Source organism: Nonomuraea sp. B5E05, assembly GCF_039880665.1.
Taxonomy (GTDB): domain Bacteria; phylum Actinomycetota; class Actinomycetes; order Streptosporangiales; family Streptosporangiaceae; genus Nonomuraea.
Genome location: NZ_JBDPMJ010000023.1, coordinates 16,190 through 40,688, shown reverse-complemented (window position 1 = coordinate 40,688; position 24,499 = coordinate 16,190). Strand labels below are relative to the sequence as shown.

General features: G+C 70.4%; 20 protein-coding genes. 12 read left to right on the top strand and 8 right to left on the bottom strand.

Features of this window, described 5'->3' with window-relative positions:
* Nucleotides 1–57 precede the first annotated feature (57 nt).
* Both ABGB01_RS33750 and ABGB01_RS33745 read left to right on the top strand, forming a co-directional pair.
* Complete coding sequence (locus ABGB01_RS33750; protein WP_055509312.1) at nt 58–264, top strand: cold-shock protein; 207 nt, start codon at nt 58–60, stop codon at nt 262–264.
* Between the two features lie 142 nt (nt 265–406).
* On the top strand, nt 407–1,630 hold the full coding sequence (locus ABGB01_RS33745) for a PP2C family protein-serine/threonine phosphatase (RefSeq protein ID WP_347777634.1): 1,224 nt from the start codon (nt 407–409) through the stop codon (nt 1,628–1,630).
* Between the two features lie 84 nt (nt 1,631–1,714).
* Here ABGB01_RS33745 and ABGB01_RS33740 read toward each other — a convergent pair whose 3' ends face one another.
* A complete protein-coding gene (locus ABGB01_RS33740; protein ID WP_347777633.1) occupies nt 1,715–3,538 on the bottom strand; it encodes an ABC transporter ATP-binding protein in 1,824 nt (607 codons plus the stop codon).
* The gene (locus tag ABGB01_RS33735; RefSeq protein ID WP_347777632.1) at nt 3,538–5,397 is read right to left on the bottom strand and encodes an ABC transporter ATP-binding protein; all 1,860 of its coding nucleotides are present in this window, start codon (nt 5,395–5,397) and stop codon (nt 3,538–3,540) included. Before ABGB01_RS33735 ends, ABGB01_RS33740 begins: the two co-directional genes overlap by 1 nt.
* A gap of 174 nt (nt 5,398–5,571) precedes the next feature.
* Here ABGB01_RS33735 and ABGB01_RS33730 point away from each other — a divergent pair, with 174 nt between their 5' ends.
* From ABGB01_RS33730 to ABGB01_RS33715, 4 genes are all read left to right on the top strand, one after another.
* Nucleotides 5,572–5,841 (top strand): Hsp20 family protein, encoded by a 270-nt coding sequence (locus tag ABGB01_RS33730; protein WP_347777631.1) that lies wholly within the window; start codon nt 5,572–5,574, stop codon nt 5,839–5,841.
* A 50-nt stretch (nt 5,842–5,891) separates the two neighbouring features.
* Nucleotides 5,892–6,377 (top strand): general stress protein, encoded by a 486-nt coding sequence (locus ABGB01_RS33725; RefSeq protein ID WP_347777630.1) that lies wholly within the window; start codon nt 5,892–5,894, stop codon nt 6,375–6,377.
* A 313-nt stretch (nt 6,378–6,690) separates the two neighbouring features.
* Entirely contained in the window at nt 6,691–10,704 is a 4,014-nt protein-coding gene (locus ABGB01_RS33720) for a S8 family serine peptidase (protein WP_347777629.1), read from the top strand.
* A gap of 61 nt (nt 10,705–10,765) precedes the next feature.
* A complete protein-coding gene (locus tag ABGB01_RS33715; RefSeq protein ID WP_347777628.1) occupies nt 10,766–11,929 on the top strand; it encodes an AI-2E family transporter in 1,164 nt (387 codons plus the stop codon).
* A gap of 226 nt (nt 11,930–12,155) precedes the next feature.
* On the opposite strand, the gene ABGB01_RS33710 is transcribed toward ABGB01_RS33715, so the two are convergent.
* From ABGB01_RS33710 to ABGB01_RS33695, 4 genes are read right to left on the bottom strand one after another with little or no spacing between them, the layout of a single operon-like run.
* Nucleotides 12,156–12,614 (bottom strand): nuclear transport factor 2 family protein, encoded by a 459-nt coding sequence (locus ABGB01_RS33710; RefSeq protein ID WP_347777627.1) that lies wholly within the window; start codon nt 12,612–12,614, stop codon nt 12,156–12,158.
* 37 nt (nt 12,615–12,651) lie between these two features.
* The gene (locus ABGB01_RS33705) at nt 12,652–14,922 is read right to left on the bottom strand and encodes a xanthine dehydrogenase family protein molybdopterin-binding subunit (RefSeq protein WP_347777626.1); all 2,271 of its coding nucleotides are present in this window, start codon (nt 14,920–14,922) and stop codon (nt 12,652–12,654) included.
* Entirely contained in the window at nt 14,919–15,926 is a 1,008-nt protein-coding gene (locus ABGB01_RS33700; protein WP_347777625.1) for a xanthine dehydrogenase family protein subunit M, read from the bottom strand. The genes ABGB01_RS33705 and ABGB01_RS33700 overlap by 4 nt, the downstream gene beginning before the upstream one ends.
* Nucleotides 15,923–16,411, bottom strand: coding sequence for a 2Fe-2S iron-sulfur cluster-binding protein (locus ABGB01_RS33695; protein WP_347777741.1), 489 nt, complete (start codon nt 16,409–16,411; stop codon nt 15,923–15,925). Before ABGB01_RS33695 ends, ABGB01_RS33700 begins: the two co-directional genes overlap by 4 nt.
* A gap of 117 nt (nt 16,412–16,528) precedes the next feature.
* Between ABGB01_RS33695 and ABGB01_RS33690 the strand changes: the two genes are divergently transcribed.
* From ABGB01_RS33690 to ABGB01_RS33670, 5 genes are all read left to right on the top strand, one after another.
* The gene (locus ABGB01_RS33690) at nt 16,529–17,176 is read left to right on the top strand and encodes a TetR family transcriptional regulator (RefSeq protein WP_347777624.1); all 648 of its coding nucleotides are present in this window, start codon (nt 16,529–16,531) and stop codon (nt 17,174–17,176) included.
* A 179-nt stretch (nt 17,177–17,355) separates the two neighbouring features.
* Nucleotides 17,356–18,966, top strand: coding sequence for a cellulase family glycosylhydrolase (locus ABGB01_RS33685; protein ID WP_347777623.1), 1,611 nt, complete (start codon nt 17,356–17,358; stop codon nt 18,964–18,966).
* A 258-nt stretch (nt 18,967–19,224) separates the two neighbouring features.
* The gene (locus tag ABGB01_RS33680; protein WP_347777622.1) at nt 19,225–20,613 is read left to right on the top strand and encodes an alanine/glycine:cation symporter family protein; all 1,389 of its coding nucleotides are present in this window, start codon (nt 19,225–19,227) and stop codon (nt 20,611–20,613) included.
* 46 nt (nt 20,614–20,659) lie between these two features.
* Nucleotides 20,660–21,088 (top strand): hypothetical protein, encoded by a 429-nt coding sequence (locus ABGB01_RS33675; RefSeq protein WP_347777621.1) that lies wholly within the window; start codon nt 20,660–20,662, stop codon nt 21,086–21,088.
* 18 nt (nt 21,089–21,106) lie between these two features.
* Nucleotides 21,107–22,060, top strand: coding sequence for a hypothetical protein (locus tag ABGB01_RS33670; RefSeq protein ID WP_347777620.1), 954 nt, complete (start codon nt 21,107–21,109; stop codon nt 22,058–22,060).
* Between the two features lie 21 nt (nt 22,061–22,081).
* Here the strand turns inward: ABGB01_RS33670 and ABGB01_RS33665 are convergent, their stop codons facing one another.
* On the bottom strand, nt 22,082–22,393 hold the full coding sequence (locus ABGB01_RS33665; RefSeq protein WP_347777619.1) for a YbaB/EbfC family nucleoid-associated protein: 312 nt from the start codon (nt 22,391–22,393) through the stop codon (nt 22,082–22,084).
* A gap of 43 nt (nt 22,394–22,436) precedes the next feature.
* Between ABGB01_RS33665 and ABGB01_RS33660 the strand changes: the two genes are divergently transcribed.
* On the top strand, nt 22,437–23,348 hold the full coding sequence (locus ABGB01_RS33660; protein WP_347777618.1) for a glutaminase: 912 nt from the start codon (nt 22,437–22,439) through the stop codon (nt 23,346–23,348).
* A 75-nt stretch (nt 23,349–23,423) separates the two neighbouring features.
* On the opposite strand, the gene ABGB01_RS33655 is transcribed toward ABGB01_RS33660, so the two are convergent.
* Nucleotides 23,424–24,371, bottom strand: a complete 948-nt coding sequence (locus tag ABGB01_RS33655; RefSeq protein WP_347777617.1) for an AfsR/SARP family transcriptional regulator — start codon at nt 24,369–24,371, stop codon at nt 23,424–23,426.
* Between the last annotated feature and the right edge of the window lie 128 nt (nt 24,372–24,499).

Here is a 24,499-nt window from a genome sequence, read left to right as displayed (position 1 = left end):
ACGCGGGGTCCGTAAAGTGCGGATCTCGTCTCCGCCTCCTATCTAAAGGAGATAGACATGGCGACCGGAACCGTGAAGTGGTTCAACTCCGAAAAGGGCTTCGGCTTCATCGCGCAGGACGGCGGCGGCGCCGACGTCTTCGCCCACTACTCCAACATCGTCTCCAACGGTGGCTACCGTGAGCTGACCGAGGGCCAGAAGGTGGCCTTCGACGTCGTCCAGGGCCAGAAGGGCCCGCAGGCGGAGAACATCGTTCCCGCCTGACACGGCATCAAGCTCGCAGATCCGGGGCCCGCACCAGTCTGGTGCGGGCCCCGGCTCCGTTCTGGGAGAAACCACTCATGAGGTGAGCAACCTCTGGGTAAGACGCAGACGTAACAGGAGGGTCGCGAGGAGAGTCCTGCGCATGCGGAGTGACGGCGAGCTGATGCTGGGTGGTCTGCTGGAGGCGGCCCACCTCATCGCGCTGGAGCAGGTCCCCCGTGTGGTGGCCGAGCACGCGCGGCAGGCCGGGCTCACCCAGACCCTGATCTACGTGACCGATCTGCAGCAGCAGCGTCTCGTGCCCCTGCCAGGCCAGAGCGGCGACAACGGCGAAGTGCTCGACCCGATCCTGATCGACACCACGCTCGCCGGACGAGCCTTCCGGAACGTGGAGATCGTACGCAGCCGGCGAGGGCCGGACACCACGCCCGAGCCCGAGGAGAAGCCGCGGGTGTGGGTGCCGATACTCAACGGCACCGAGCGCCTCGGCGTGCTCCAGGCGACCCTGCCCGACCTCGGAGAGCTCGCCGAGCAGCGGGTCATTCGCCTGGCCTCGCTCCTCTCGCTGATCCTGGCGACCAAGCGCACCCACAGCGACTCCTTCGCGCGGCTGGTCCGCGTCCAGCCGATGACGCTGTCGGCCGAGGTGCTGTTCAACCTGCTGCCACCGGGCACCTTCGCCAACGAGCGCGTGGCGGTCAGCGCCGCGCTGGAGCCGGCGTACGAGGTGGGCGGCGACGCCTACGACTACGCCATCGACGGCGACATCCTGCACGTGTCGATCTTCGACGCCATGGGCCACGACACCTCGGCCGGGCTGACCGCCACCATCGCCATGGGGGCCTGCCGTAACGCCCGGATCCAGGGGGCCGACCTCGCCACCGCCGGCGAGGTGATCGACGAGGCGATCGCGGAGCAGTTCACCGGGCGGTTCGCCACCGGGATCCTGGCCGACCTCGACCTGCGCACCGGCGAACTGAGCTGGGTGAACCGGGGGCACCACCCGCCACTGGTGCTACGCGGCGGCCGGTGGGTGGCCACGCTGGCCGCCGAGCCCGACCCGCCGATGGGTTTCCGGCTGGACCCGCGCACCGGGCTGCTCGACTATCAGCTGGAGCCGGGCGATCGGCTGGTCTTCTACACCGACGGAGTCCTCGAGGCGCAGAGCCCGGACCGGGAGTTGTTCGGGCTGGAGCGGTTCATCGACTTCCTCATCCGCCACGAAGCCGACGGGCTGACCGTTCCCGAGACGTTGCGGCGGCTGATCCAGGCCATCCTGAAGCACCAGCGCGGCAGGCTCCAGGACGACGCCACCGTACTCGTGGTGGAGTGGCAGAGCGGGACCCCGGAGCGGCTCGTACTGTGAAACCCGCACCACCCCAGACGCCCTCCGGCCCTCGCGGCCGACCGGTGCGGCACCGTCCGGTGTTGGGCGGCACCGGACGGACGGTCACGGTGAGCCGACGGGGACGAAGCCGGAGCCGGCTCGGTAGTTGGGCGACTGGTGGCGGAAGTAGGTGTTGTAGACCTGGCAGTAGCGGCCGCCGCGGGCCAGCAGCGTGGAGTGGTCGCCCTCCTCGACGATCTGGCCGTGGTCGAGCACGATGATGCGGTCGACGTGTTCGATCGTGGAGAGCCGGTGGGCGATGACGATCGAGGTGCGGCCGGCCAGCACGACGTCGAGGCCCTCCTGGATCTGGGCCTCGGTCAGCGGGTCGACGCTGGCCGTGGCCTCGTCGAGCACCACGATCGCGGGATCCTGGATGAGCAGGCGGGCCAGCGCCACGAGCTGGCGCTGGCCCATGGACAGGGCGCGGCCGTGCTCGCCCACGTCGGTCTGCAGGCCGTGCGGGAGCGCGTCGACCCAGTCGCCGCCGCCGACCGCCGACGCGGCGGCGAGCACGTCGGCGTCGCTCGCCTCCGGCCGCGGATAACGGATGTTGTCGGCTACCGTGCCGCTGAACAGGAACGGCGCCTGCGGGACCGCGCCGATCTGCCGGCGGTAGGCGGGCAGGTCGAGGCCGCGGATGTCGTGGCCGTCGATCAGCAGGCTGCCCTCCTGGAACTCGTAGAAGCGGGTGATCAGCTTGCTCAGCGTCGACTTGCCCGCGCCGGTGTGACCGACCAGCGCGACGGTCTCGCCCGCCTCGATGAGCAGGTTGAAGTCGCGCAGCACGGGGTTGCCGGGGTCGTAGCCGAACGTGAGGTCGCGGAACTCGATGCGGCCGGCGATCCTGCCGGGATCCTGCGCGCCGGTCTGCACCACTCTCGGCTCGGCGTCGATCAGGGCGAAGACCCGTTCGGACGCCGACAGCCCCTGCTGGAACTGGGACCAGAACGCGGCGATGGACGTCAGCGGGAACCAGAAGAGCGCGACCCCCTGCAGGAAGAGATACCAGTCGCCGGCGCTCAGGCCGCCACCGAGCACCGCTGTGCCGCCCAGCTGGACGAGGGCGACCGTGGCGAGCCCGGCCACCAGGAAGAGCACGGGAAAGATGGCGGAAAAGACGAACCCCTGCCGCAGCGTCACGCGGTAGCTCTGCCGGTTGATGGGCCGGAACTCGTCGTAGACCTGCTGCTCCTGGCGGAAGTTCTTCGCCACCGCGATGCCGCCCATGGTCTCCTGCAGGTTGGCGTTGACCCGGCTCAGCGAGCGTTGCGCGTGGCGCGTGCTGGCCCGCGCGAGGCGGCGGAAGAGCAGCGCGAAGCCCACCACGATCGGCACGACCAGCATCGTCAGCAGGGCTAGCTCGACGCTGCGCAGGAACAGCAGGACCGTCACGAAGCCGACCATCAGCACCTGGCTGATCAGGTCCATCGTCAGGGTGGAGACCGTGGCGAAGTCGTCGGTGTCGGACGTCACCCGGCTGACGATCCGGCCGGACGGCGTCTCGTCGTAGAACGACAGGTCGCGCTCCAGCACGGCGTCGAACGCGTCTTCGCGCAGCCGCAGGACGACGTCGCCGGTGACCCGCGCGCTCTGCCACTGCCGGACGAAGTTGAACCCCCACCCGAACACCCCGGCCAGCAGGGTGCCTGCGACCAGTTGCCAGCCCACCCCGGCGATCGTGCCGTCGGCGAGCGCGTCGACGGCCAGGCTGGCCAGCAGCGGGATGGCCGCCTGGCTGACCGAGCCCAGCACGATCATCGCGGCCACCACGAACATCGCGCCCATCTTGGGCCTGAAGTAGGACAGGATCCGGCGGAGCAGGTCGCGGTCGTTGTAGGTGCGGTCGTAGTCTTCGGCGTCGAGGCCGTCCATGATGAAGCCCATCAGCGGGCCCTCCCCTGCTCGCTCTCCAGGACCGGGACCTCACGTGCGGGATCCGGCCCGTCCGGCGCGTCGCCCTGCGGGGCCACGTCGACCTCGTCGTAGTGGGCGAAGATCCGGCGATAGAGGCGGCTGCGCTGGATGAGCTCGTCGTGCGTGCCGCAGTCGACCAGCTCGCCCCGCCTGAGCAGCAGGACCTTGTCGGCCCAGCGGATCTGGGAGAGCCGGTGGGTGATCAGCAGCGTCGTGCGCCCGTCGAGGACGCGGCCGATCGCCTGCTGGATCTTGTCTTCCGTGGCGGAGTCGATGGCGCTCGTCGAGTCGTCGAGCACGAGGATCGCCGGGTCGGTCAGCAGGGCCCGCGCGATGGCCAGGCGCTGGCGCTGGCCGCCGGACAACGTGACGCCGCGCTCGCCGATGACCGTGTCGTAGCCGTCGTCGAGCTCGGCGATGAACTCGGCGGCCTGCGCGTCTTCCGCCGCCCGCGCCACGGCCTCGCGGTCGGCCCGCTGGCCCAGGCTGAAGGCGATGTTCTCGGCCACGGAGCGGGAGAAGAGCACGATGTCCTGCTCGATGGTGGAGATCTGGGAGCGCAGCGAGTCGAGGTCCCAGTCGCGGATGTCGACGCCGTCGACCAGGATGCGGCCCGAGGTGACGTCGTAGATGCGCGGCACGAGCTTGGTGAGCGTGCTCTTGCCCGATCCGGTCTCGCCGACGATCGCCACCGTCTCGCCGGGCCGCACGCTGAACGTCACGCCGCGCAGCACCGGGTCGCCCTCGTCGTAGCCGAACGTGACGTCCTCGAAGACGATCTCTCCCGCGATGGGCGCGGCGCGGCCGTCGGCCCGCTGCTCCAGCTCGGCCTCGGCGCTGATGATGCTCAGGATCCGGCGGGAGGAGGCGATGCCGATCTGCACCAGCGAGAAGGTGAAGATCGAGATCTGCGTCGGGAAGCCCAGCATGACGACCAGGCCCATGTAGGCCACCAGGTCGCCGACCGTGATCGCCCCAGCGCCCTGGAGCTGGAGGCCGTGCCACAGGGCGCCGGCCACCGCGAAGGCGTAGAGAAGGGTGGGCAGGTAGCGTGCCTGGACGAGGCCGTTGCGTACGAAGGAGTCGCGGTAGAGGCGCGCGTTGGCGCGGAACCGCCCCCGCTCCTGCCCCTCCTGCGCCGTCACCTTGATCACCTCGATGCCGCGCACGGCCTGGTTGAGCCCGGCGTTGAGCTCGCCGAACTGGTCGCGCATGCGGGTCGACACCGGGTTGAGCCTGCGCATGTAGTGGCGGAGCGCGAACACGAAGACGCCCGCGTAGACGCCCGGCACGAGCAGCAACCGGGGGTCGATGGTGGCGATGAAGAAGAACGGCACCAGGCCGGTCAGCCAGGAGTCGACGATCAGATCGACGCCGGGACTGATCATGATGGACAACTGCCGGATGTCGTTGGCCGCCCTGGCCATGAGGTCGCCGACCCGCTGCCGGTTGTGGAAGGTCTGGCTCTTGCCGAGCAGGGCGACGTAAAGCTCGTCGCGGGTGTCGCGTTCCAGCCGTTTGGCCAGCACCTCGCTCCCCATCCTGGCGACCATGTCGGACAGGCCGCGGGCCGTCACCAGTGCCAGCATCGCCAGCGTGATCGGCCACAGGGCGGAGGCCGGCTCGCCCCGCTCGCCCAGGACGGCGTCGAAGGCGTCGCCGGTGAACTGGGGCACGGCGGCGTTGAGCACCACCATGACGAGCGAACCGCCGAGAAACCCGGCCAGGTGTTGTGGATGCCGGCGCAGATGGGACCAGAGCCAGCGCACGGGACCGCGCCGGTCGTAGCGCGGACCGGAGACGGAGAACTCCGAGCTGTTCGTGGTCACCTGCAGGTCCTTCCCCCTTGGGCCGCGGTGGCGGCGCCGCACTGTTCCTACCATCCGGGGCTGACAGAATCCCATCGCTTTTCGTGCCGCTTGACATAAACCTACAACTGTAGTTATATGTTTTATGAAGCCACACATAGAAGAATCGAGCCACACGTACGGAGGTGGCAGACGATGCGGCTCACGTCGATCGACTCGGCCTTCCGCGAGCTGGAGCGGCAGCCGGACCGGCTGACACAGCCCGCGTTCGGTGGCGCGTGGGCGTCGATGCCGATGGACGCCGTCCGCCGCCAGGACGAGCCAGAACACCTCGACGCCGACGGCGTCCAGGCCGCCTACGACAACGGGGTGCTCACCGTGCGCGTGCCGGTGCCGGAGACGGCGGCCCAGCCGCGCAAGATCGAGATCGCCAAGGGTGACGCCGCCGGAGCGCTCTCGAAGTGACCCATGGGCGTGGCGGTTTCGCCACGCCCAACACGAGGAAGGGGACCACGATGTTCAAGACGGCACCGACGGTCATCCTGCCGGCAGCGGAAGACCGCCCGGTGATCGGCACCTACACCACCGCCGAGCAGGCCAAGAAGGCAGTCGGCTTCCTGGCCGCGAACGGCTTCCCCGTGGAACGATCCGCGATCGTCGGCCACGATCTGCGCCTGGTCGAAACCGTCATGGGCCGCGCCACCGCGGGACGCGCCGCGGCCGCGGGCGCCGCCACCGGCCTCTGGTTCGGCCTGATGATCGGCCTGCTCATGCCGCTCTTCACCAACTCGGCGGGCTCGACGGGGGCATTCGTGCTCGGCGGCATCGCGTACGGCGCGCTCTTCGGCGCCGCCTTCGGGCTGGTCTCCTACCTGGCCAACAAGGGCCCCGGGTTCGTCTCCCAGCAGTCGGTCATCGCCGACCGCTACGACGTCGTGGCCGATGCGGCGGTCGCCGACGACGCCCGCAACCTGCTGATCAAACACAACTGGCGCACGTAGCCGGGATCTCAGCGACAGCGGGTTCTGACGAGGAGCTTAGATCGTCGAGAACCTCGCGTTGATCCGTGTCCACGACTACGAGGGCGTGAAGCTCGTTGTGGCCGAGGTCCCCCGTAATGGTTCGCGACACGCTGGCTGCGAACGCGCCGCAGGTGTGGGTCCCAGCGCCGGTGCGGTTGTCGTATTCATGACATGGCGTGATGTTGCCTCAGGTTGTGCTTGAAGGTCGTGCAGGTCGTGGGCCAGGCTGCTCGACGGCGTTCGTGGCGCTCGTCGACATCGATGGCCGGGCGCCGCGAGTGGAGGCTCCCCGTTGCGACAGCACGTCTTTCCCGCCCGGCCACCGCGCCGCACCGCCGCCGCGATCTCGGTCGCGATGACGGCGCTGCTCGTCCTGACCGGGATGACGGTCCCCGCGCAGGCGCAGGCTGAACCGGCTCGAACCCCGTTCACCCAGGCTGCGGCCGGCGACACGCCTGGCGACGCGGACGGCGACCCACCCGGTGACGCGGACGGCGACACTGGCGGTACGAAGGTCGAAGCGGAGCTGGCCGGGCGGCTGGCGGGTGGGGACTCGGCATTCTGGGTGGAGTTCAAGGCACAGGCAGCGTTGAAACGGGCCCCGGCGATCAAGGACTGGACCGCGCGCGGCGCCGCCGTGGTGGACGAGCTGCGCTCGACCGCGGAGTCCAGCCAGGCCGAGGCGCAGGAGCTGCTGAAGCAGGCGGGGGCGAGGTACACGTCCCTGTTCATCGACAACTCGATCTACGTGCACAGCGGCTCGGCCGCGCTGGCGCGTGAGCTGGCGCAGGATCCGGCGGTCGAGCGCGTACGGACGCCGCGCGCCTATCGGCTGCCCGAGCGGAAGCCGGGTGAGCGCGTGGCCGCCGCGGGGGCGGTGGAGTGGGGTGTGGCCGCCGTCCACGCCGACAAGGTGTGGAGCGACTACAAGAGCGACGGGCACGGCGTCGTGGTGGGCAACATCGACTCGGGCGTGGACGTGTCCCACCCCGCGCTGGCCGGGGCGTACCGGGGCGCGGGCGGGACGCACGACTACAACTGGTACGACCCCACAGGCCTGTGCGCCGAGCCCGGCCCGTGCGACTCCTACGGTCACGGCACGCACACCATGGGGACGATGGTGGGCTCCGGGGGCATCGGCGTCGCGCCCGGCGCCCGGTGGATCGCGGCGAGGGGCTGCCAGGACCACCGGTGCGGCGAGCTGACGCTGGCGCTGTCCGCGCAGTGGATGCTGGCCCCCACGGCGGCCGACGGCTCCGCGCCCGACCCGGCCAGGCGGCCGAACATCCTCAACAACTCCTGGTCCTCGGCGCCGGGTGACGAGTGGTACCGCGACTACGTGCGCCAGTGGGTGGCGGCCGGCATCTTCCCGGCCTTCGCGGTGGGCAACGACGGGTCCGACTGCGGCACCCAGCACTCCCCCGGCGAGTACCCGGAGTCGTACGCCGTCGGAGCCGTCGACCAGAACGGCACGGTGGCCTGGTTCTCCTCGCGCGGCGCGGAAGGGGCCGACGACAGCAAGCCGGACATCGCCGCGCCCGGCCAGAACGTACGGTCCAGCGCTCCCGGTGGCGGCTACGAGGTGCAAAGCGGCACGTCGATGGCCGCCCCGCACGTGAGCGGCGCGGTGGCGCTCATGTGGTCCGCCGCGCCAGAGCTGGCCGGGGACATCGCCGCGACCAGGGACATCCTCGACCGCACCGCGCAGGACCGCGCCGACACGACCTGCGGCGGCACCGCGGGCGACAACAACGTGTACGGCGAGGGCATGCTGGACGCCCACCGGGCCGTCGGCGCGTCGCCGAGGACCGGGGCCGGCACGCTGACCGGCACGGTCACCGACGAGCGCACCGGCGAGCCGGTGGCGGGCGTGCGGGTGTCCGCCACGGAGCCGCGCACGCTGGACACCACGACCGCCGCCGACGGGACGTACCGGCTCTATCTGGACGAGGGCGGCTACGACGTCAGCCTGTCGTTCTTCGGCTACCGGACGCACGACCTCAAGGACGTGCAGGTGAGCGGCGGCGAGACGCGGACCCAAGACGTCGGGCTCTCCCCCGCGCCCACGGGGCGCGTGACCGTCCGTGTCGCGGACGGGTCGGGGCAGGGCTGGCCGGTGTACGCGGCGGTCACCGTGGCCGGGGCAGGGCGCACCTGGTTCGGCGACCCCGGCGACGGGCGGGCGGTTCTCGACCTGCCCCTGGACGGGACGTATGAGATCACCGCCACCCCGCGCCACCCCGGCTACGTCCCCGTGACCGGGCAGGTCACGGTCGGCGGCGACGTCACGCTCGACCTGTCCGCGCGGATCGACGCGGCGGCCTGCGCCGCCCCCGGCTACGCCGCCGCGAACGGCGCGTGCGCGCCGGTGCCCGGAACGCTCGTGTACGGCGCCGTCACCGACGCGAACACCGGCGACCCGGTCGACACCGCCACCGTCACGAGCGGGGCGTCGGAGGGCGAGACGGCGCCCACCCCTGACGACGACGCTCTGCCTGACGGCTTCTACTGGGTGTTCGCGCCCATGTCGGGCGAGCGCCTGCTCACCGCCGCCCAGCGCGGCTACCGGCCGGCCTCCGCCCGCGTGACCGCGGGGGCCGGCGAGGTGGCGAGGACCGACTTCACGTTGAAGGCCGGCCGGCTCTCGGTCAAGGAGGACGACGTCTCGGTGCGGGCCAGGCTCGGCCAGAAGGTCAGAACCCGCCTGACCCTCACCAACCGGGGCACCGCGCCGCTGACGTACGACCTCGCCGAGTCGCGTCGGGACGTCGTGCCCGCGCTGCGGGGCGCGCCCGTGCGCCGGGTCGAGACGGACGGCCTCAGCCCCGCCGCGATCACCGCGGCCACGCCCGGACCGGCCACCACCGAGCAGGCCACACCCGGACAGGCCACCACCGGACAGGCCACACCCGAGCAGGTCACGGCCGGGCAGGCCGGCGCCGACCCGGCCCCGGCTGCGGCGCCGTGGGCGGGCGTCGCCGACTACCCGACCACGATCAGGGACAACGCGGCCGGACTCCACGACGGCAAGGTGTACTCCTTCGGCGGCTCCCTGCGCGGCCAGGGCGGCACGCCCGCCTCGTACGTCTATGACCCGGCCACGACCTCCTGGACCCCTGTCGCGGACATGCCGGAAGCCCGGCAGAAGGCCGCCTCGGGGTTCGTGGACGGCAGGTTCTACGTCGTCACCGGCTGGGACGCGCAGGGCGAGCCGGCCGCGCGTACCCTCATCTACGACCCCGCGACCGGCGGCTGGAGCACCGGCGCGGACAACCCGCACCCGTGGGGCGCGGTCGGCTCGGCCGTGCTCGACGGCAGGATCTACGCCGTCGGGGGCTGCGCCGGCGAGTGCCAGACGGCGACGACCCAGGTCACGGTGTACGACGTGGCGGGCGACCGCTTCACCACCGCCGCCCCCTACCCCGAGCCGATCTCGTGGGCGGCCTGCGGCGGCCTGGACGGCAAGGTCTACTGCGCGGGCGGACTGGCCGAGGGGCCGCGCGGCACGCAGCGCTCCTACGTGTACGACCCGGCCCGCGACGCCTGGGACCGGATCGCCGACCTGCCCTTCGACCTGTGGGGCAGCAGTTACGCGGTGGCGAACGGCAGGCTGGTCGTCGCCGGCGGGGTCACGAAGGGCGGCACCACCCTCACCAACGAGGCGTTCGCGTACGATCCCGACGCCGACACCTGGACGCCGCTGCCGAACTCCCGCTACGCCCTCTACCGGGGCGCCGCCGCCTGCGGCCTCTACAAGGTGGGCGGCGCGGACGGCCCGCGCGTCACCCCGTTCACGGAGTTGCTGCCCGGCCATGACGGTTGCGACGCGGCCGGCACGGACGCCCCCTGGCTGAGCGCGAAGCCGGCGCGCGGCACGCTCGCTCCCGGCGCCAGCGCCCGCGTCACCCTCACGCTGGACGCCCGCGAGCTCGCCGAGCCCGGCACGTACGAGGCGGAGCTGGTGGTGAACGAGGACACGCCATACCCGGCGCCGCGCCTCGGCGTGACCCTGGAGGCGCGGGCGCCGTGGCACTGGGCGCGGCTGTCCGGTCAGGTGCGCTCGAAGGCGTGCGACGGGACGGTCACCCCGCTGGCGGGGGCGACGGTCACGGTCGAACGCCACCGCGAGTCGTGGACCGTGGGCGTCGATGCCGAGGGCCGCTACGAGCAGTGGCTCGCAGGCGGCCTGTCGAAGGCGAGGATCACCGTCACCGCCGGTGGACACAGGACGTCCGCCTTCGACGTCCGGCCGCTGCCGCACGCCGACGTCCGGCACGACGTCACGCTGACCCGCGAGGGCTGCTGACCGCCTGGTTCAGATCACCGTTCGCCGTGGAGTCCCGTCCATTCGGGGCAGAGATGATGGTGTGAAGAACCTCAAGCCCGGTCGGGAGCCCCTGTGGGGGCTGGTGCCGCCGCTGCTGGCCAGGATGGCCGCGTGGAGCGGGTGCCTGATCCTCATCGGCGTGGTGGCCAACTACCTGATCGGCGTGGTGGCGGCGATGCGCCTCATCGCGCTGCCCGTGGCGGTCGCCCTGCTGCTCACCGCGCTGCTCTTCCCGCTGACCAAGCGCCTGGGCGAGGCGGGCATGCGGCCGATCTACGCCACGTGGGTGACGATGCTCGTGGCGCTCGCGGTGCTGGCAGGGACGGGCTGGATCATCGGCGTACGCGGCAACGAGGAGTTCCCCGGGCTGGTCAGGCAGGTCCAGGAGACCGCGAGAACCGTGGAGGGCTGGCTCTACAGCGGCCCGCTGCGCCTGGAGCCCAACCAGCTCAGCCAGTGGGTCGAGGACGTCGCTGCCCTGATCAGGGCGCAGCAGCAGCAGATCACCACCACGGTGCTCCAGGGCACCATGGTGGTGCTCGAGGTGCTGGCCTCCATCGTGCTGCTGCTGTTCGTGACGTTCTTCCTGCTGAAGGACGGCGACCGGATCTGGGGCTGGTTCCTCAAGGGGTTCGGTACGGCGGCGCCGCGGGTCGACAGGGCGGGACGGACGGCCTGGGCCACGCTCTCGCATTACGTGCACGGCACGGTGGCCGTGGCGGCGGTGCACGGCATCGTCATCGGCATCGTGCTGGCGGTCATGCAGGTCCCGCTCTGGCCGGCGCTCGCCCTGCTGATCTTCCTGGCGAGCTTCGTCCCCATCGTCGGGATCTTCTTCGCCGGGGCGGTCGCGACGCTGGTCACGCTCGGCGCCAGGGGCCCCGTCTACGCGCTGATCTTCGTCGGCATCCTGGTGGTGGAACAGCAGCTCGAGAACCACGTGCTGCAGCCGCTGATCGTCGGCAGGGTGCTGCGTTTCCACCCGCTGGCCATCATCATCGTGCTGGCCGTCGGCGGCATCCTGGCGGGCATCGCGGGCGCGGTCGTCGCCGTGCCGATCGCCGCGATCCTCTACCGGTCGATACCCGAGCTCTTCCGTGACGTGCCGCCCGAGCCGCCGCCTCCCAAGCCAGAGGGGAAGCAGCCGTCGCACCTCAGGCCGGCCGTGCCAGGGGACGGCGAATCGCCCGCCGGCAAGAACTAGGGTGACGGCGTGATCGCCGACATCCTGTGGGTCCCGGTGCGCGTGTGCGCGACCGTCCGGCGGCATCACGGTCGCTGATGGCCACCGAGAGGGTGCACCGGGTCGCGGCGGCGCTCGGCGGCGCGGCGATCATGCTGGCGATCCACGCCACCGACGCGGGCTCGGCGGCGTTACCTCACCTGAGCCGACCTCACCCGCGCGGGCCCTCACCTGCGCGGGTGAGGGCTCACTGGAGCGGCAGGACGTCCACGCCGCGCTCGGCCTCGCCGCGCGGGCCGAAGATGCGCCGCTCGGCCTCCGTGATGCGCACGTCGTTGATGCTCGCCTCCCTGCGCCGCATCAGGCCCGACGCGTCGAACTCCCACTGCTCGTTGCCGTAGCTGCGCCACCACTGCCCGGAGGCGTCGCGTGACTCGTACTGGAAGCGCACCGCGATGCGGTCGCCCAGCACCGCCCACAACTCCTTGCGCAGCGCGTAGTCGAGCTCCCTCGCCCACTTGCGGCGCAGGAACTCGACGATCTGGTCGCGGCCGGTCACGAACTCGTCGCGGTTGCGCCACACCGAGTCCTCGGTGTAGGCGCCCGCGACCTTCTCGGGGTCGCGGGTGTTCCAGGCGTCCTCGGCGGCCTGCACCTTGACGCGGGCGCTCTCCTCGGTGAACGGCGGGACGGGCGGGCGGGACATGGGCGCCTCCTTTCCGACGGCAGCCTAACGGAGCGGCCTACAGCAGCTTGTCAAGGGTGATGGGCAGGTCGAGGACCCGCCTGCCGGTGGCGTGCCTGACGGCGTTCGCGACCGCGGCGGCGGCCCCGGTGATGCCCACCTCCCCGATCCCGAGCAGCCCCAGGGGCGTCGTCGGGTCGGGCACGTCCAGCCACTGCACGTCGATGCGGGGGATGTCGGCGTGCACGGGCACGAGGTACTCGGACAGGCTCGGGTTCATGATGCGGCCGGTGCGCGGGTCCACCTGGGTCGCCTCCGACAGCGCCATGCCGATGCCCATCACGATGCCGCCGCGCAGCTGCGCCGCCGCCGTCTTCGCGTTGATCACCCGGCCGACGTCGAACACCCCCAGCCAGCGCGACACGCGTACCTCTCCCGTGTCCCGGTCGACGCGCACCTCGCAGAAGTGGGCGCCGCTCGCGCCCTTCACCCAGCGCCTGCGCTCGTTCAGGGTCTTCGCCAGGAACTTCAGCATGCCCGTCCCCCCACCCGCCTCCAGGTGGTCGCGCCCCGCGCGGGCCAGGATCGCCGTGTACGTCTCGCCGCGCCCGCCGTGGTGGAGACCGCCGTCGCGGGCCTCCAGCTCGGCCAGCCTGCGCCCGCGCAGCGGCGAGTCGGGCGCCCGCCGCGCCAGGGCGAGCACCGACTCCTTGAGCTTGCGGCAGGCGTCCAGCACCCCGGCGGCGGCGCTGGCCGTCTGCGCCGACCCGCCCGCCCCCGGCCCCGGGGGCAGCTCGGAGTCGCCGATCTCCACGCGTACGGCCTCCAGCGGAACGCCCAGTTCGTCCGCGGCGATCTGGGCCTGCACGGTGGCCGCGCCGACGCCGATCTCCTGGAGGGCGCACCGCACCACGACCGTGCCGTCGGCGGCGAGCCGCACCGTGACGCTGGCCGGCATCGTCAACGACGAGTGGTACGCCGTGGCGACCCCCATGCCGACCAGCCAGCGCCCGTCCCGCATGGAGCCCGGCCGGGGATCGCGCTCGCGCCACCCGAACCGCTCCGCGCCCAGCTCGTACGTCTCGCGCAACATCCGGTGCGTGAACCGTTTGCCGTCCATCGGGTTGCGCGCGGGCTCGTTGCGCCTGCGCAGCTCGATCGGGTCGATGCCCAGCTCGCAGGCCAGCTCGTCCATGGCCGACTCCAGGGCGAAGGAGCCGACGGAGTCGCCGGGGGCGCGCATGGCCGTGTTGGCGAGCAGGTCGAGCTGGACGATGCGCTGCCGCAGGTGGATGGTGGCGGCGTCGTAGAGGTGCTGGGAGGACGAGATCACCCCTTCCGGCATGCCGCCGATCCGGCCGGTCATGGCGACGCTGGTGTGGATCAGCGCGGTCAGGTCACCGTCGGCGCCGGCGCCCAGCGCGACCCGCTGCACGGTGGGGGTGCGGCCGCCCACCGTGCGGTAGACGCCCTCCCTGGTGAGGGCCAGCCGTACGGGACGGGCGGTCGCGCGGGCGGCCAGCACGGCGAGCAGCGTGCCCGCCCAGACGAAGCCCTTGCCACCGAACCCGCCGCCCACATAGGGGGAAAGCACCCTGACCGCCCGCTCGGGGATGCCGAATCTCTGCGCCAGGTGGGTGCGCAGCCAGGCGATGTTCTGCGTGCTCTCGTGCACGGTCAGGTGGTCGCCGTCCCAGACGGCGATCGTGGCGTGCGGCTCCATCGCGTTGTGGTGCTCCGGCGGCGTGGTGAAGCGCAGGTCCACCGAGACCGGGGCGGCGGCGAGCGCGGCCACCGCGTCGCCCTTGTCGCCGCCGGCCGGCTGGAGCACGTTGCCCTTCTGCGGCCGCGCGTTCGGCTCCTCGGCCGCGAAGTCCACCACGGCGGGCAGCTCGCGGTACGCCACCCGCACCAGGGACGCCGCGTGCCTGGCGGTCTCGGGCGTCTCGGCCACCACGACCGCCACCGGCTGGCCGTTCCAGTGCACCTCGTCCGTGCCCAGGTAGGCGACCGACGTGCCGGAGGTCAGCGAGCTGGGGTTCATCAGGCTGGTCTTCGGCGCCGGCTTCATGGGCGGGGCGTTCTCGTGGGTGAGCACCTCGATCACGCCGGGCACGGCCCGCGCGGCCTCGGTGTCGACGGCCTCGATGCGACCCCTGGCGATCGTGGCGTGGACGAGAGCGGCATGGGCCATCCCCGGATAGCGGTGCTCGGCCGCGTAGCGGGCCTCGCCGGTGGTCTTGGCCCGGCCGTCGACCCGGTCGACCGGGCGTCCGACGTGCTTGACGGTGTCCTGCCGCTGCTCGGTCTCGACGAATTTCGTGGTCATGCCCTGTCCTTTCCGGGGCCCTCTCCGGTGTTCAGCTCGCGCAGCGTGGCCACGATCGTGGCGCGCGCCAGGTGGACCTTGAACGCGTTGCCCGGCCGGACGTCGGCCCCGGCGAGCTCGGCCTCGGCCGCGCGGGTGAAGGACTCCTCGCTCGCCGGCCCGCCGAGCAGGATCCGCTCCGCCTCGTGCGCCCGCCACGGCTTGGCCGCGAGCCCGCCCAGCGCCAGCCGCGCCGCCGTCACCGTGCCGTCCCGCACCTCCAGCGCCGCCGCCACGGAGACCAGGGCGAACGCGTACGACGCCCGGTCGCGTACCTTGCGGTAACGGGAGCGGGCCGCGACCGGGGCGGGCGGCAGCTCCACCGCCGTGACCAGCTCGTCGGGGGCCAGCTCCGTCTCGATCTCCGGTGTGTCACCGGGCAGCCGGTGGAAGTCCGTCATGGGGATGCGCCGGGTCCCGCGTACGCTCTCCACCTCGATCACGGCGTCGAGCGCGGCCAGCGCCACGCACATGTCGGAGGGGTGCGCGGCGATGCAGCTGCCGCTGACGCCGAGGACGGCGTGCGACCGGTTGAACCCGTCGAGCGCGTCGCAGCCGCCGCCCGGCTCGCGCTTGTTGCAGGCGGCGGCGTGGTCGTAGAAGTAGGGGCAGCGGGTGCGCTGGAGCAGGTTGCCGCCGACGGTCGCCATGTTGCGGAGCTGGGCCGAGGCCCCGGAGAGGAGCGCCTGCGACAACACCGGGAAGCGGGCGCGCACCCGCTCGTCGGCCGCGAGCGTGCTGTTGCGCACCAGCGCGCCGATCCGCAGCCCGCCGCCGGGCAGCTCGCCGACCGTGTCGAGGGGCAGGCCGGTGACGTCGACGACGGTGTCCGGCTGCTCGACGCCCTCGCGCATGAGGTCGACCAGGTTGGTGCCGCCGCCGAGGAACTTCGCGCCGGGCTCGCCGGAGATCGCGCGGACGGCGCCGGTGACGTCGGCGGGCTTGACGTACGCGAACGGCTTCACCGTGCCTCCTGACCCGCGACGTCCTTGATGGCGTCGACGATGCCGTTGTAGGCGCCGCAGCGGCACAGGTTGCCGCTCATGCGCTCCCTGATCTCGGCCTCGCTGAGCTCTCCCGGCCGCTCGGTCACGGCGCTGGGCATGCCCGCGCGGTGTTCGGCCAGCATGGCGACCGCCGAGCAGATCTGGCCGGGTGTGCAGTAGCCGCACTGGAGCCCGTCGTGCCGGATGAACGCCGCCTGCATCGGGTGCAGGTCATCGCCGGGCGCCAGGCCCTCGATCGTGGTGATCTCCTTGCCGTCGTACTGGACGGCCAGGGCCAGGCAGGCGTTGATGCGCACGCCGTCGGCGAGCACCGTGCAGGCGCCGCAGGCGCCCTGGTCGCAGCCCTTCTTGGGGCCGGTGACGCCGAGCCGGTCCCGCAGGGCGTCGAGCAGGCTGACCCACGGCTCGACGTCGAGGGACTCGGCGGCGCCGTTCACCCGCATCCGTATCTCGGTCACGCGCTTCCTTCCGTCGGAACCGTTGTCCCGGCGACGCTAACAGAACGACGTTTCCTTAACAAGAGAACGGCATTCTTTAAAGCAGGCGTATGCTGGGCGACGATGACGCGGACCTTCATGCGGGCCAGGCGGCCCGAGCACAAGCAGCAGCGGCGCGAGGCGATCCTCGCCGCCGCGCGCGAGCTCGCCGCCGCGTCCGGCGTGCGCAACGTCAGCCTGGGGGCCGTCGCGGAGGCGGTCGGGCTGGCCAAGTCCAACGTCGTACGTTATTTCGGCACCCGGGAGGAGATCTACCTCGTCCTCGCCTGCGAGGAGTGGCAGCGGTGGGCGGACGCGGTCACCGACCGGCTGCGCACGGCCCGCGACACGGCCGACGTGGCGGCGGCGCTGGCCGACACGATCATCGATCAGCCGCTCTTCTGCGACCTGCTCAGCCATTCGAGCACCAGCCTGGAGCACAACGTGTCGGTCGCCGCGGCCCGGGAGTTCAAGGTCACGGCGTTGCGCACGGCCGCCGGCCTGGGCGCGCAGGTCGGCCGCGCCACGGGGCTGACGGACCGCGAGGGCATGGAGCTCGTCTCCGCCGCCGCGGGGCTGGCCGGCATGCTCTATCCCGCCGCCAACCCGCCCCCCACGATGGCCGAGCTCTACGCGCAGGATCCCGAGCTCGCCGCGCACTGCCCCCAGCTGCGGCCCAGCCTCGTCCGCGCCCTCATGGCGCTGGCCGCCGGGCTGCCCACGCTCAGATGAAACTTTCAGCTCAGGACCGCCGGCGCGCGCCCGGCCGGGCGAGACGTCTTCCCATGTAGGGGCCCTTCCCCCGCGCCCGGGAGTGCGTGCCGCCTCCCGGCCACCGCTGTACACGCGGGCCGAATCCGCAGACCATGCCGGTTACATAACCGGTTAATCCCAGCGGAAAGGCACCCCTCATGACCAACCGGCTCGGGCTCGTGGCCGCGGCGTTCCTGTCGCTCCTCGTCTCGATGATCGTCGCCCCCGCTCCCGCGCACGCCGCGACCGGGCTCCGGGTCAGCGGCACCAGGATCGTGGAGGCCAACGGGAACCCGTTCGTCATGCGCGGCGTCAGCCACGCGCACACCTGGTTCACCAGCCAGACCGGCTCCTTCGCCGGCATCAAGGCGCTGCGGGCCAACACGGTCCGCGTGGTGCTGAGCGGCGGCAGATGGACCCCCAACGACGCCGCCGACGTGGCCAACGTCGTCTCCCTGTGCAGACAGAACCGGTTAATATGTGTGCTCGAAAACCACGACACGACCGGCTACGGCGAGCAGAGCGGCGCGTACACGCTCAGCCAGGCCGTCGACTACTGGAGCAGCGTCAGGAGCGCGCTCACCGGCACCGAAGACTTCATCATCATCAACATCGGCAACGAGCCCTACGGCAACAACAACGTCTCCGCCTGGACCAGCGCGACCACCGACGCGATCACCCGGATGCGCGGCCTCGGCTTCGACCACCTGCTCATGGTGGACGCGCCCAACTGGGGCCAGGACTGGCAGTTCACCATGCGTGACAACGCCACGACCGTCGCCGCCGCCGACCCCCAGGACAACACGGTCTTCTCCGTCCACATGTACGGCGTCTTCGACACGGCCGCCGAGATCACCGCCTACCTCGGCGCCTTCCAGTCGGCCGGCCTGCCGCTGGTGATCGGCGAGTTCGGGCACGACCACTCCGACGGCAACCCGGACGAGGACACGATCATGTCCGAGGCCCAGTCGCGCGGCATCGGCTACATCGGCTGGTCGTGGAGCGGCAACGGCGGCGGCGTCGAATACCTCGACATGGTGAACAACTTCAACGCCTCCAGCCTCACCTCCTGGGGCGAGCGCATCTTCAACGGCGCCAACGGCATCGGGCAGACCTCACGCGAGGCGACGTTCTTCGGCGGCGGCACCGGCGACGACACCACCGCGCCGACCACCCCCGGCACCCCGTCGGCCACGAACGTGACCGCGAGCGGCGCCACCCTCCGCTGGACGGCCGCCACCGACTCCGGCGGCTCCGGCCTGGCGGGCTACGACGTCTACCGCGAGCAGGGCGCCACCGACACGCTGCTCGGCCAGAGCGCCACCAACTCGATCACGCTGACCGGGCTCAGCGCCGCGACGGAATACCAGGTGTACGTGCGCGCCCGCGACGGCGCGGGCAACCTGTCCGGCAACTCCCCCACGACCACGTTCACCACGTCGTCCGGCGGCGGCCCCGGCGGCGGCTGCACGGCCACCGGCACGGTGCAGAGCCAGTGGGGCGGCGGCTACGTCACGCAGGTCGCCGTCACCAACGGCGGCTCCTCCGCCATCAGCGGCTGGACCGTCACCTTCACGCTGCCCGGCGGGCACACCGTCACCGGCTCGTGGAACGCCACGCTGAGCGTCAGCGGGCAGACCGTCACGGCGCGGAACGCCGGCTACAACGGCAGCCTGGCCGCCGGCGGCTCCACCAGCTTCGGCTTCCAGGCCGGCCGCCCCGGCGGTGACACGGCCACGGCGGGCTCCTACACCTGCACCGCCTCCTGACCGCGCCCTTCATACGTCGCCGACCGTGTCCCCGCCGCGTTTTCCGCCCGGCGGGGACACGGCCATTGATGAGCCATTCAACAATGCAAGAATAATTGAAACTTCGCGATGTATCACTATTGTATCGGCGGTCGCTAGCATGCCGAATCCACCCTTGCATCGGGTTTCGACTTCAACGCTGCTGGCAACCCCTCACACACGAGAGACATCTTCATGGATGCTGCGCTCGCCGATATCACTGACGGCTTGTGGACATATTTGCTCATTCCCGTAGTCGTCCTCCTGGGCCTTTTCTTCACCATCCAGTCCAAGGGTGTGCAGTTCCGCATGTTCCCGGAGATGTTCCGGGCGGTGGTGCGGAAGTCGGCGCCGGACCGGGAGGGCGGAAAGCCGGTGTCGTCCTTCGGCGCCTTCACCATCTCCGCGGCGGCCCGGGTCGGCACCGGCAATGTGGCGGGGGTGGCCGCCGCCATCTCCCTGGGCGGGCCGGGCGCGGTCTTCTGGATGTGGGTGATGGCGGTCATCGGCGCCGCGTCGGCGTTCGCCGAATCGACCCTCGCGCAGCTGTACAAGGTGCGCGACAAGGAGTCCTTCCGTGGTGGTCCGGCTTACTACATGAAGTTCGGCCTCAACGCCAGGTGGATGGGCATGATCTTCGCGGTGGTCATCACGCTGACCTTCGCACTGGCCTTCAACTCGGTGCAGGCCAACACGATCACCGCCACCATGGTGTCGGCGTTCGGCATGCCCGCCGACTCGGCCGCGCCGTCCGTCATCATCGGGCTCGCTCTGGTCGCACTTACCGCGCTGGTGGTCTTCGGTGGAGTGACCCGGCTGGTGTCGGTGACGACCATGCTGGTCCCCGTGATGGCCATCGCGTACCTGCTGCTCGGCGTAGTCGTTGTGATCATCAACGTTCACAACCTCCCCACGGTGATCAGTCAGATCGTGAGCAGCGCGTTCGGACTCGAGGAGATGGCGGCCGGCGGTCTGGGCGCGGCCATCATGCAGGGTGTGCGGCGGGGCCTGTTCTCCAACGAGGCCGGGCTGGGCTCGGCACCGAACGCGGGCGCCGTGGCGAGTGTGCGGCACCCGGTCAACCAGGGGCTGGTGCAGGCACTCGGGGTGTTCTTCGACACCATCCTGGTCTGCTCGATCACCGCGTTCACCATTCTGTTCGCCAACCCCACACTGGCCGGCAACGACGAGACAGGGGCCACCCTCACCCAGTCCGCGCTGGTGACGAACCTGGGCTCGTGGGCGGGCGTCGCACTGGCCGTGGTGATCTTCATGCTGGCGTTCAGCTCGCTGCTGGGCAACTACTACTACGGCGAGTCCAACGTGGAGTTCCTGGTCGGCCGGAAGGGTCTGCCGGTGCTCCGCGTGCTGGTGCTGATCGCGGTGTTCGTCGGGGCCGTGGGCTCCTTCGCCACGGTGTGGGCCGTCGCCGACCTGATGATGGCACTGCTGGCGCTGATCAACCTGGCCGCGCTGGCACCGCTGTCCAAGACCGCGTTCAAGCTGCTGGCCGACTATGTGGCACAGCGCAGGGCGGGCGTGGAAGATCCGGTCTTCACCAGGGACCGGATGCCCGAGCTGCGCAACGTGCAGGTCTGGGACAGCGCCGACGTGCCGGTGAAGAGCTGACCTGCCCCGGCTGAAGGCCGTGTTGCCTTCCCGTACTGGAGAGACGATGTCACACCCGAACCGTTCATCGCGCGAGTACAGAACCTCCTACGAAAGTCTGGAGGACAGCAGTGAAGGAATTCGGGGGGAAGGCAACTTCCTGTTCCACGCGACAGATTATCTTCGCGAAGAGGTGTACCGGCTGGCGGAATATTTCGGAAACCCGTCCACCGACGAAGTCGCACGCGTCTTCCGCAACGGCCAGGACGGCCAGCCCGGTTTCGATGAGGTCTACCACGACCTGGACAGGGCGATGCAGGACATGCTGATGTCCTATACCGAGATCTCCGCGACGCTGAACTCGATGTCCGCCACCGTCAGGGAAGCGGACTGGACCAACAAGCTCAACGTTGGCGCCGTCCAACGGCTTGTCGAGTTCAGCGTCAAGACGAACGACTCCATCACCGTGCCGACCACCAAGGCACGTCACCACTGACCCCGGGAGGAGGCACGCATGGCCCTGGGGCCGTCAGCCAAGGTGACGCTCGGCCTGATGGGTGGCGTCGGCGCGGTGGCAGCACTGAACCCCGAGACGATACTCGGGGTTCGGTACCTTGAAGGCGATCCGGAGAAGATCCGCGAAGCCGCGGACAAGCTCGAGTTGATCGCCGACGCGATCGACCGCCATCAGCAGCAGGCCCACACCTGGGCCGAAAAGGTGTGGACGGAGAACAACGGGCGCGACTATGCCGAGTTCCAGAAGTTCTGGGAGGGCAAATTCGGTCTCGCGGTGTTCGCGACGGCGTACAAGTACCGTAGAGCGGCCGAGGCGTGCCGCGCCTACGCCGACGTCATCGAGAAGACCAACTACGCGCTGAAAGTGCTCTGCGCGATCCTGATCGCGGACCTGATCTTCACCACCGGCTACCAGCTCGTCACCTGGAAGATCTTCAGGGCGATCGCGCGCAAGCAGGCGTTGTTGATCAAAAACTATGGTGAGACCTTCACCATCAAATATCTCCTGCCCTACCTCGTCTACCCGATCGCGGACAGCTTCGCCTACGCGGCGGGCGAGGTGGCCATCCCCTTCGCCATCAACTCGGTCGCCGGGATGGAAAAGGACCTGTCGGGTAACGACGTGTTGTCACTGGACCACAACGTGAAGGAGTACGGTAGCCACTTCCTGAGCAACATGGCCTTCGACGGCGTGGCGGATGCCACCGCCTACGGTATGCAGAAGGTGCCAGGGCTGCGGATGCTCAACCAGAACATCCCGCTGCCCAACGGCTGGCAGCTGAACACCGGAACCATCATCCCCAGGATGGCCGGAACGACCATGTACTCGGTGACCAGGGACCTGACGTACCACGACAACCCGCTACCCGGCTCCGAAACCGGTCTGACCGCGGAGGAGATGTACCAGAAACTCCTGGCCCACGGCTCGCGCGGGTTCATTCCGCGACGATGACGACCATCCGCCCGGTCGCGGCTACTCCAGATCGAGGTACGGCCCGGCCACCTGCATGGCCTTGCGCCCGGCATCCGTCATCGCCCGCCGGGCGGCATCCATGATCGCCTCGGCCAGTTCTTCGGAGCCCATCCGCATCGCCCGCGGGTCGATCCGCACTCCCAGCAGCTCTCCGGACGGTGCGACCCGGACCGCCACCTTTCCGCCCGCGCTCGCCGCCTCGCCCTGTATCTCGTTGATCTGCCCGATGACGTCGGACAGTGGCTGGGCGTCTGCGCGAAATTCCGCCACGAGCCGGTCGAGCTCGGGGTCGAAGCTCCCGCCTTCGTTCATGCGCCGAACTTACTAGAGATTGTTGACCAAAGTGAAAGCAGCTGTGAACGACAAGGAAGTCGTGCAGAACGTGTTGACCGCCGTCAAGCCTTTCATCGGCCAAGGCAAGGTCGCGGACCATATCCCCGATCTTGCCCGGGTGGATCCCCGCCAGTTCGGCTTCGCCCTGGCGACGGTGGACGGCGAGGTGCACACCGCCGGCGACGCGACCACTCGCTTCTCGTTGCAGAGCATCATCAAGGTGTTCGGCCTGGCGCTGGTGCTGAGCGGCGACAGTGACGCCATCTGGAAGCGGGTCCATCGCGAACCGGCGGGCACCCCGTTCAACTCGCTGGTCCAGCTGGAGATGGAACGGGGCATCCCGCGCAACCCGTTCATGAACGCCGGGGCACTGGTCATCACCGACCAGTTGCTGACGGACAGAGGCGACGCCTTCGACGCGGTACGCACATTCCTGCGCGCCGAGTCGGGCAACCCCGAGGTGCAGGCGGACACCGTCACCGCGACCTCCGAGGCCACCAACGGGTTCCGCAACGCCGCGATGGCCAACCTGATCGCCGACTTCGGCAATCTGCACAATCCGGTGGACCGGGTGCTGGACCACTACTTCCGGCAGTGCGCGCTGATGCTGAACTGTGACGAGCTGGCCCGCGCCGCACTGTTCCTGGCCCGCGACGGGATCCGGCAGGACGGCTCGCGGATCCTGTCAGCGCGGGACGCCAAGCGGATCAACGCGATCATGCTGACCTGCGGCACCTACGACGCCGCCGGAGACTTCGCCTACCGGATCGGGCTGCCGTGCAAGAGCGGGGTCGGCGGCGGCATCATGGCCGTCGTGCCCAGCCGCTACGCCCTGGCCGCATGGGGGCCGGGACTGGACCAGAAGGGCAGCTCGGTGGCGGCGGCAGCGGCGTTCGAGGCCTTCGTCTCGCTGACCGGCTGTTCGATCTTCTGACCGGCCGGCTCGGCACGCAACCGGTCTGCCGGAAGGTGCCCGAGACGTCGACCTCCACCCTGACGGCGGATGGGGCTAACGCAGCCGCAGCATGTAGCTGGCCTGACCGTCATCGTCGGTCTCGACCCGTTCCACCAGCCCGGCGGCGGCCATCGCAGCCACCAGTTCGTGCGCCGTCATCGGATTGGTGGGCGGGAGCCCTTTGGAGCCCGGGGTCAGATCGGAGAACCACGGGCCATTGGCCTCCTGCAGCGCCTCGAGCACCAGGGAGCGCACACGGGCACCGTTCAGAATGCCGGACTGCACCGTGCGCAGTTCCTCACTCGGCTCGACGCCGAGTTCCTCGCGCAACGCCTGACGGCACTCCACGTACGCGGCCAGCGCCTCCTCACGGCGGCCCCTGCCGTACAACGCGAGAATGAGCAACATCCACGCCCGTTCCCGGAACGGATGGTCGCTCAGGAACTTCCTGGTCCGGGTGATCACCGAAGCGTACATCTGTGCGGCGAGCTCGAGCGCGGCCAGGCTCTCGAGCTGTGCCAGGCGCTGCTCGGCGAGCTGCTCCAGCGGCCCGGCCCACTGCGGGTGCGGCGACACGTCCTCCAGCGGACTGCCGCGCCACAGGTCGTCCGCGAGGCGGAACAACTTCAAGGCGATCTCCGGGCGGTGCCGCTCAAGGGACGCCTCCGCCTGCCGTATCAGCTCGGTGAAGGTGAGCATGTCCAGCTCGTGCGGGCTGACCCTGAGCCGGTAGCCGACCGAGTCACCGACGATCCTGTCGATGCCGCCCAGCATGGTGCGAAGGGAGCTGGCGTAGGTGCGGATGTTGGCGATCGCGGAGCGTGGTGGCCGGCCCTTCCAGAGGATTTCCACCGCGGTGTCCAGCGGCGTCACCCGATTGGGGTTGAGCAGCAGGGTGGCGAGGAACTGCTGTCGCTTTCCCGCGGCCAGCCGGACGACCCGTCCACCCGCCCGTACCATCAGCGGCCCGAGGATGCCGAAACGCAATCCATCATCCCACATGTGGAAAAGACTACATAAAACTTGACAATCCCTATGTTCACATGCCAGTTCTCCATATCCGGCGCATCTCCGGGTCAGATCCGAGAGCCAGACCCGCATGGTCGCGCGGCCACCTCCCCGCCCGGCGT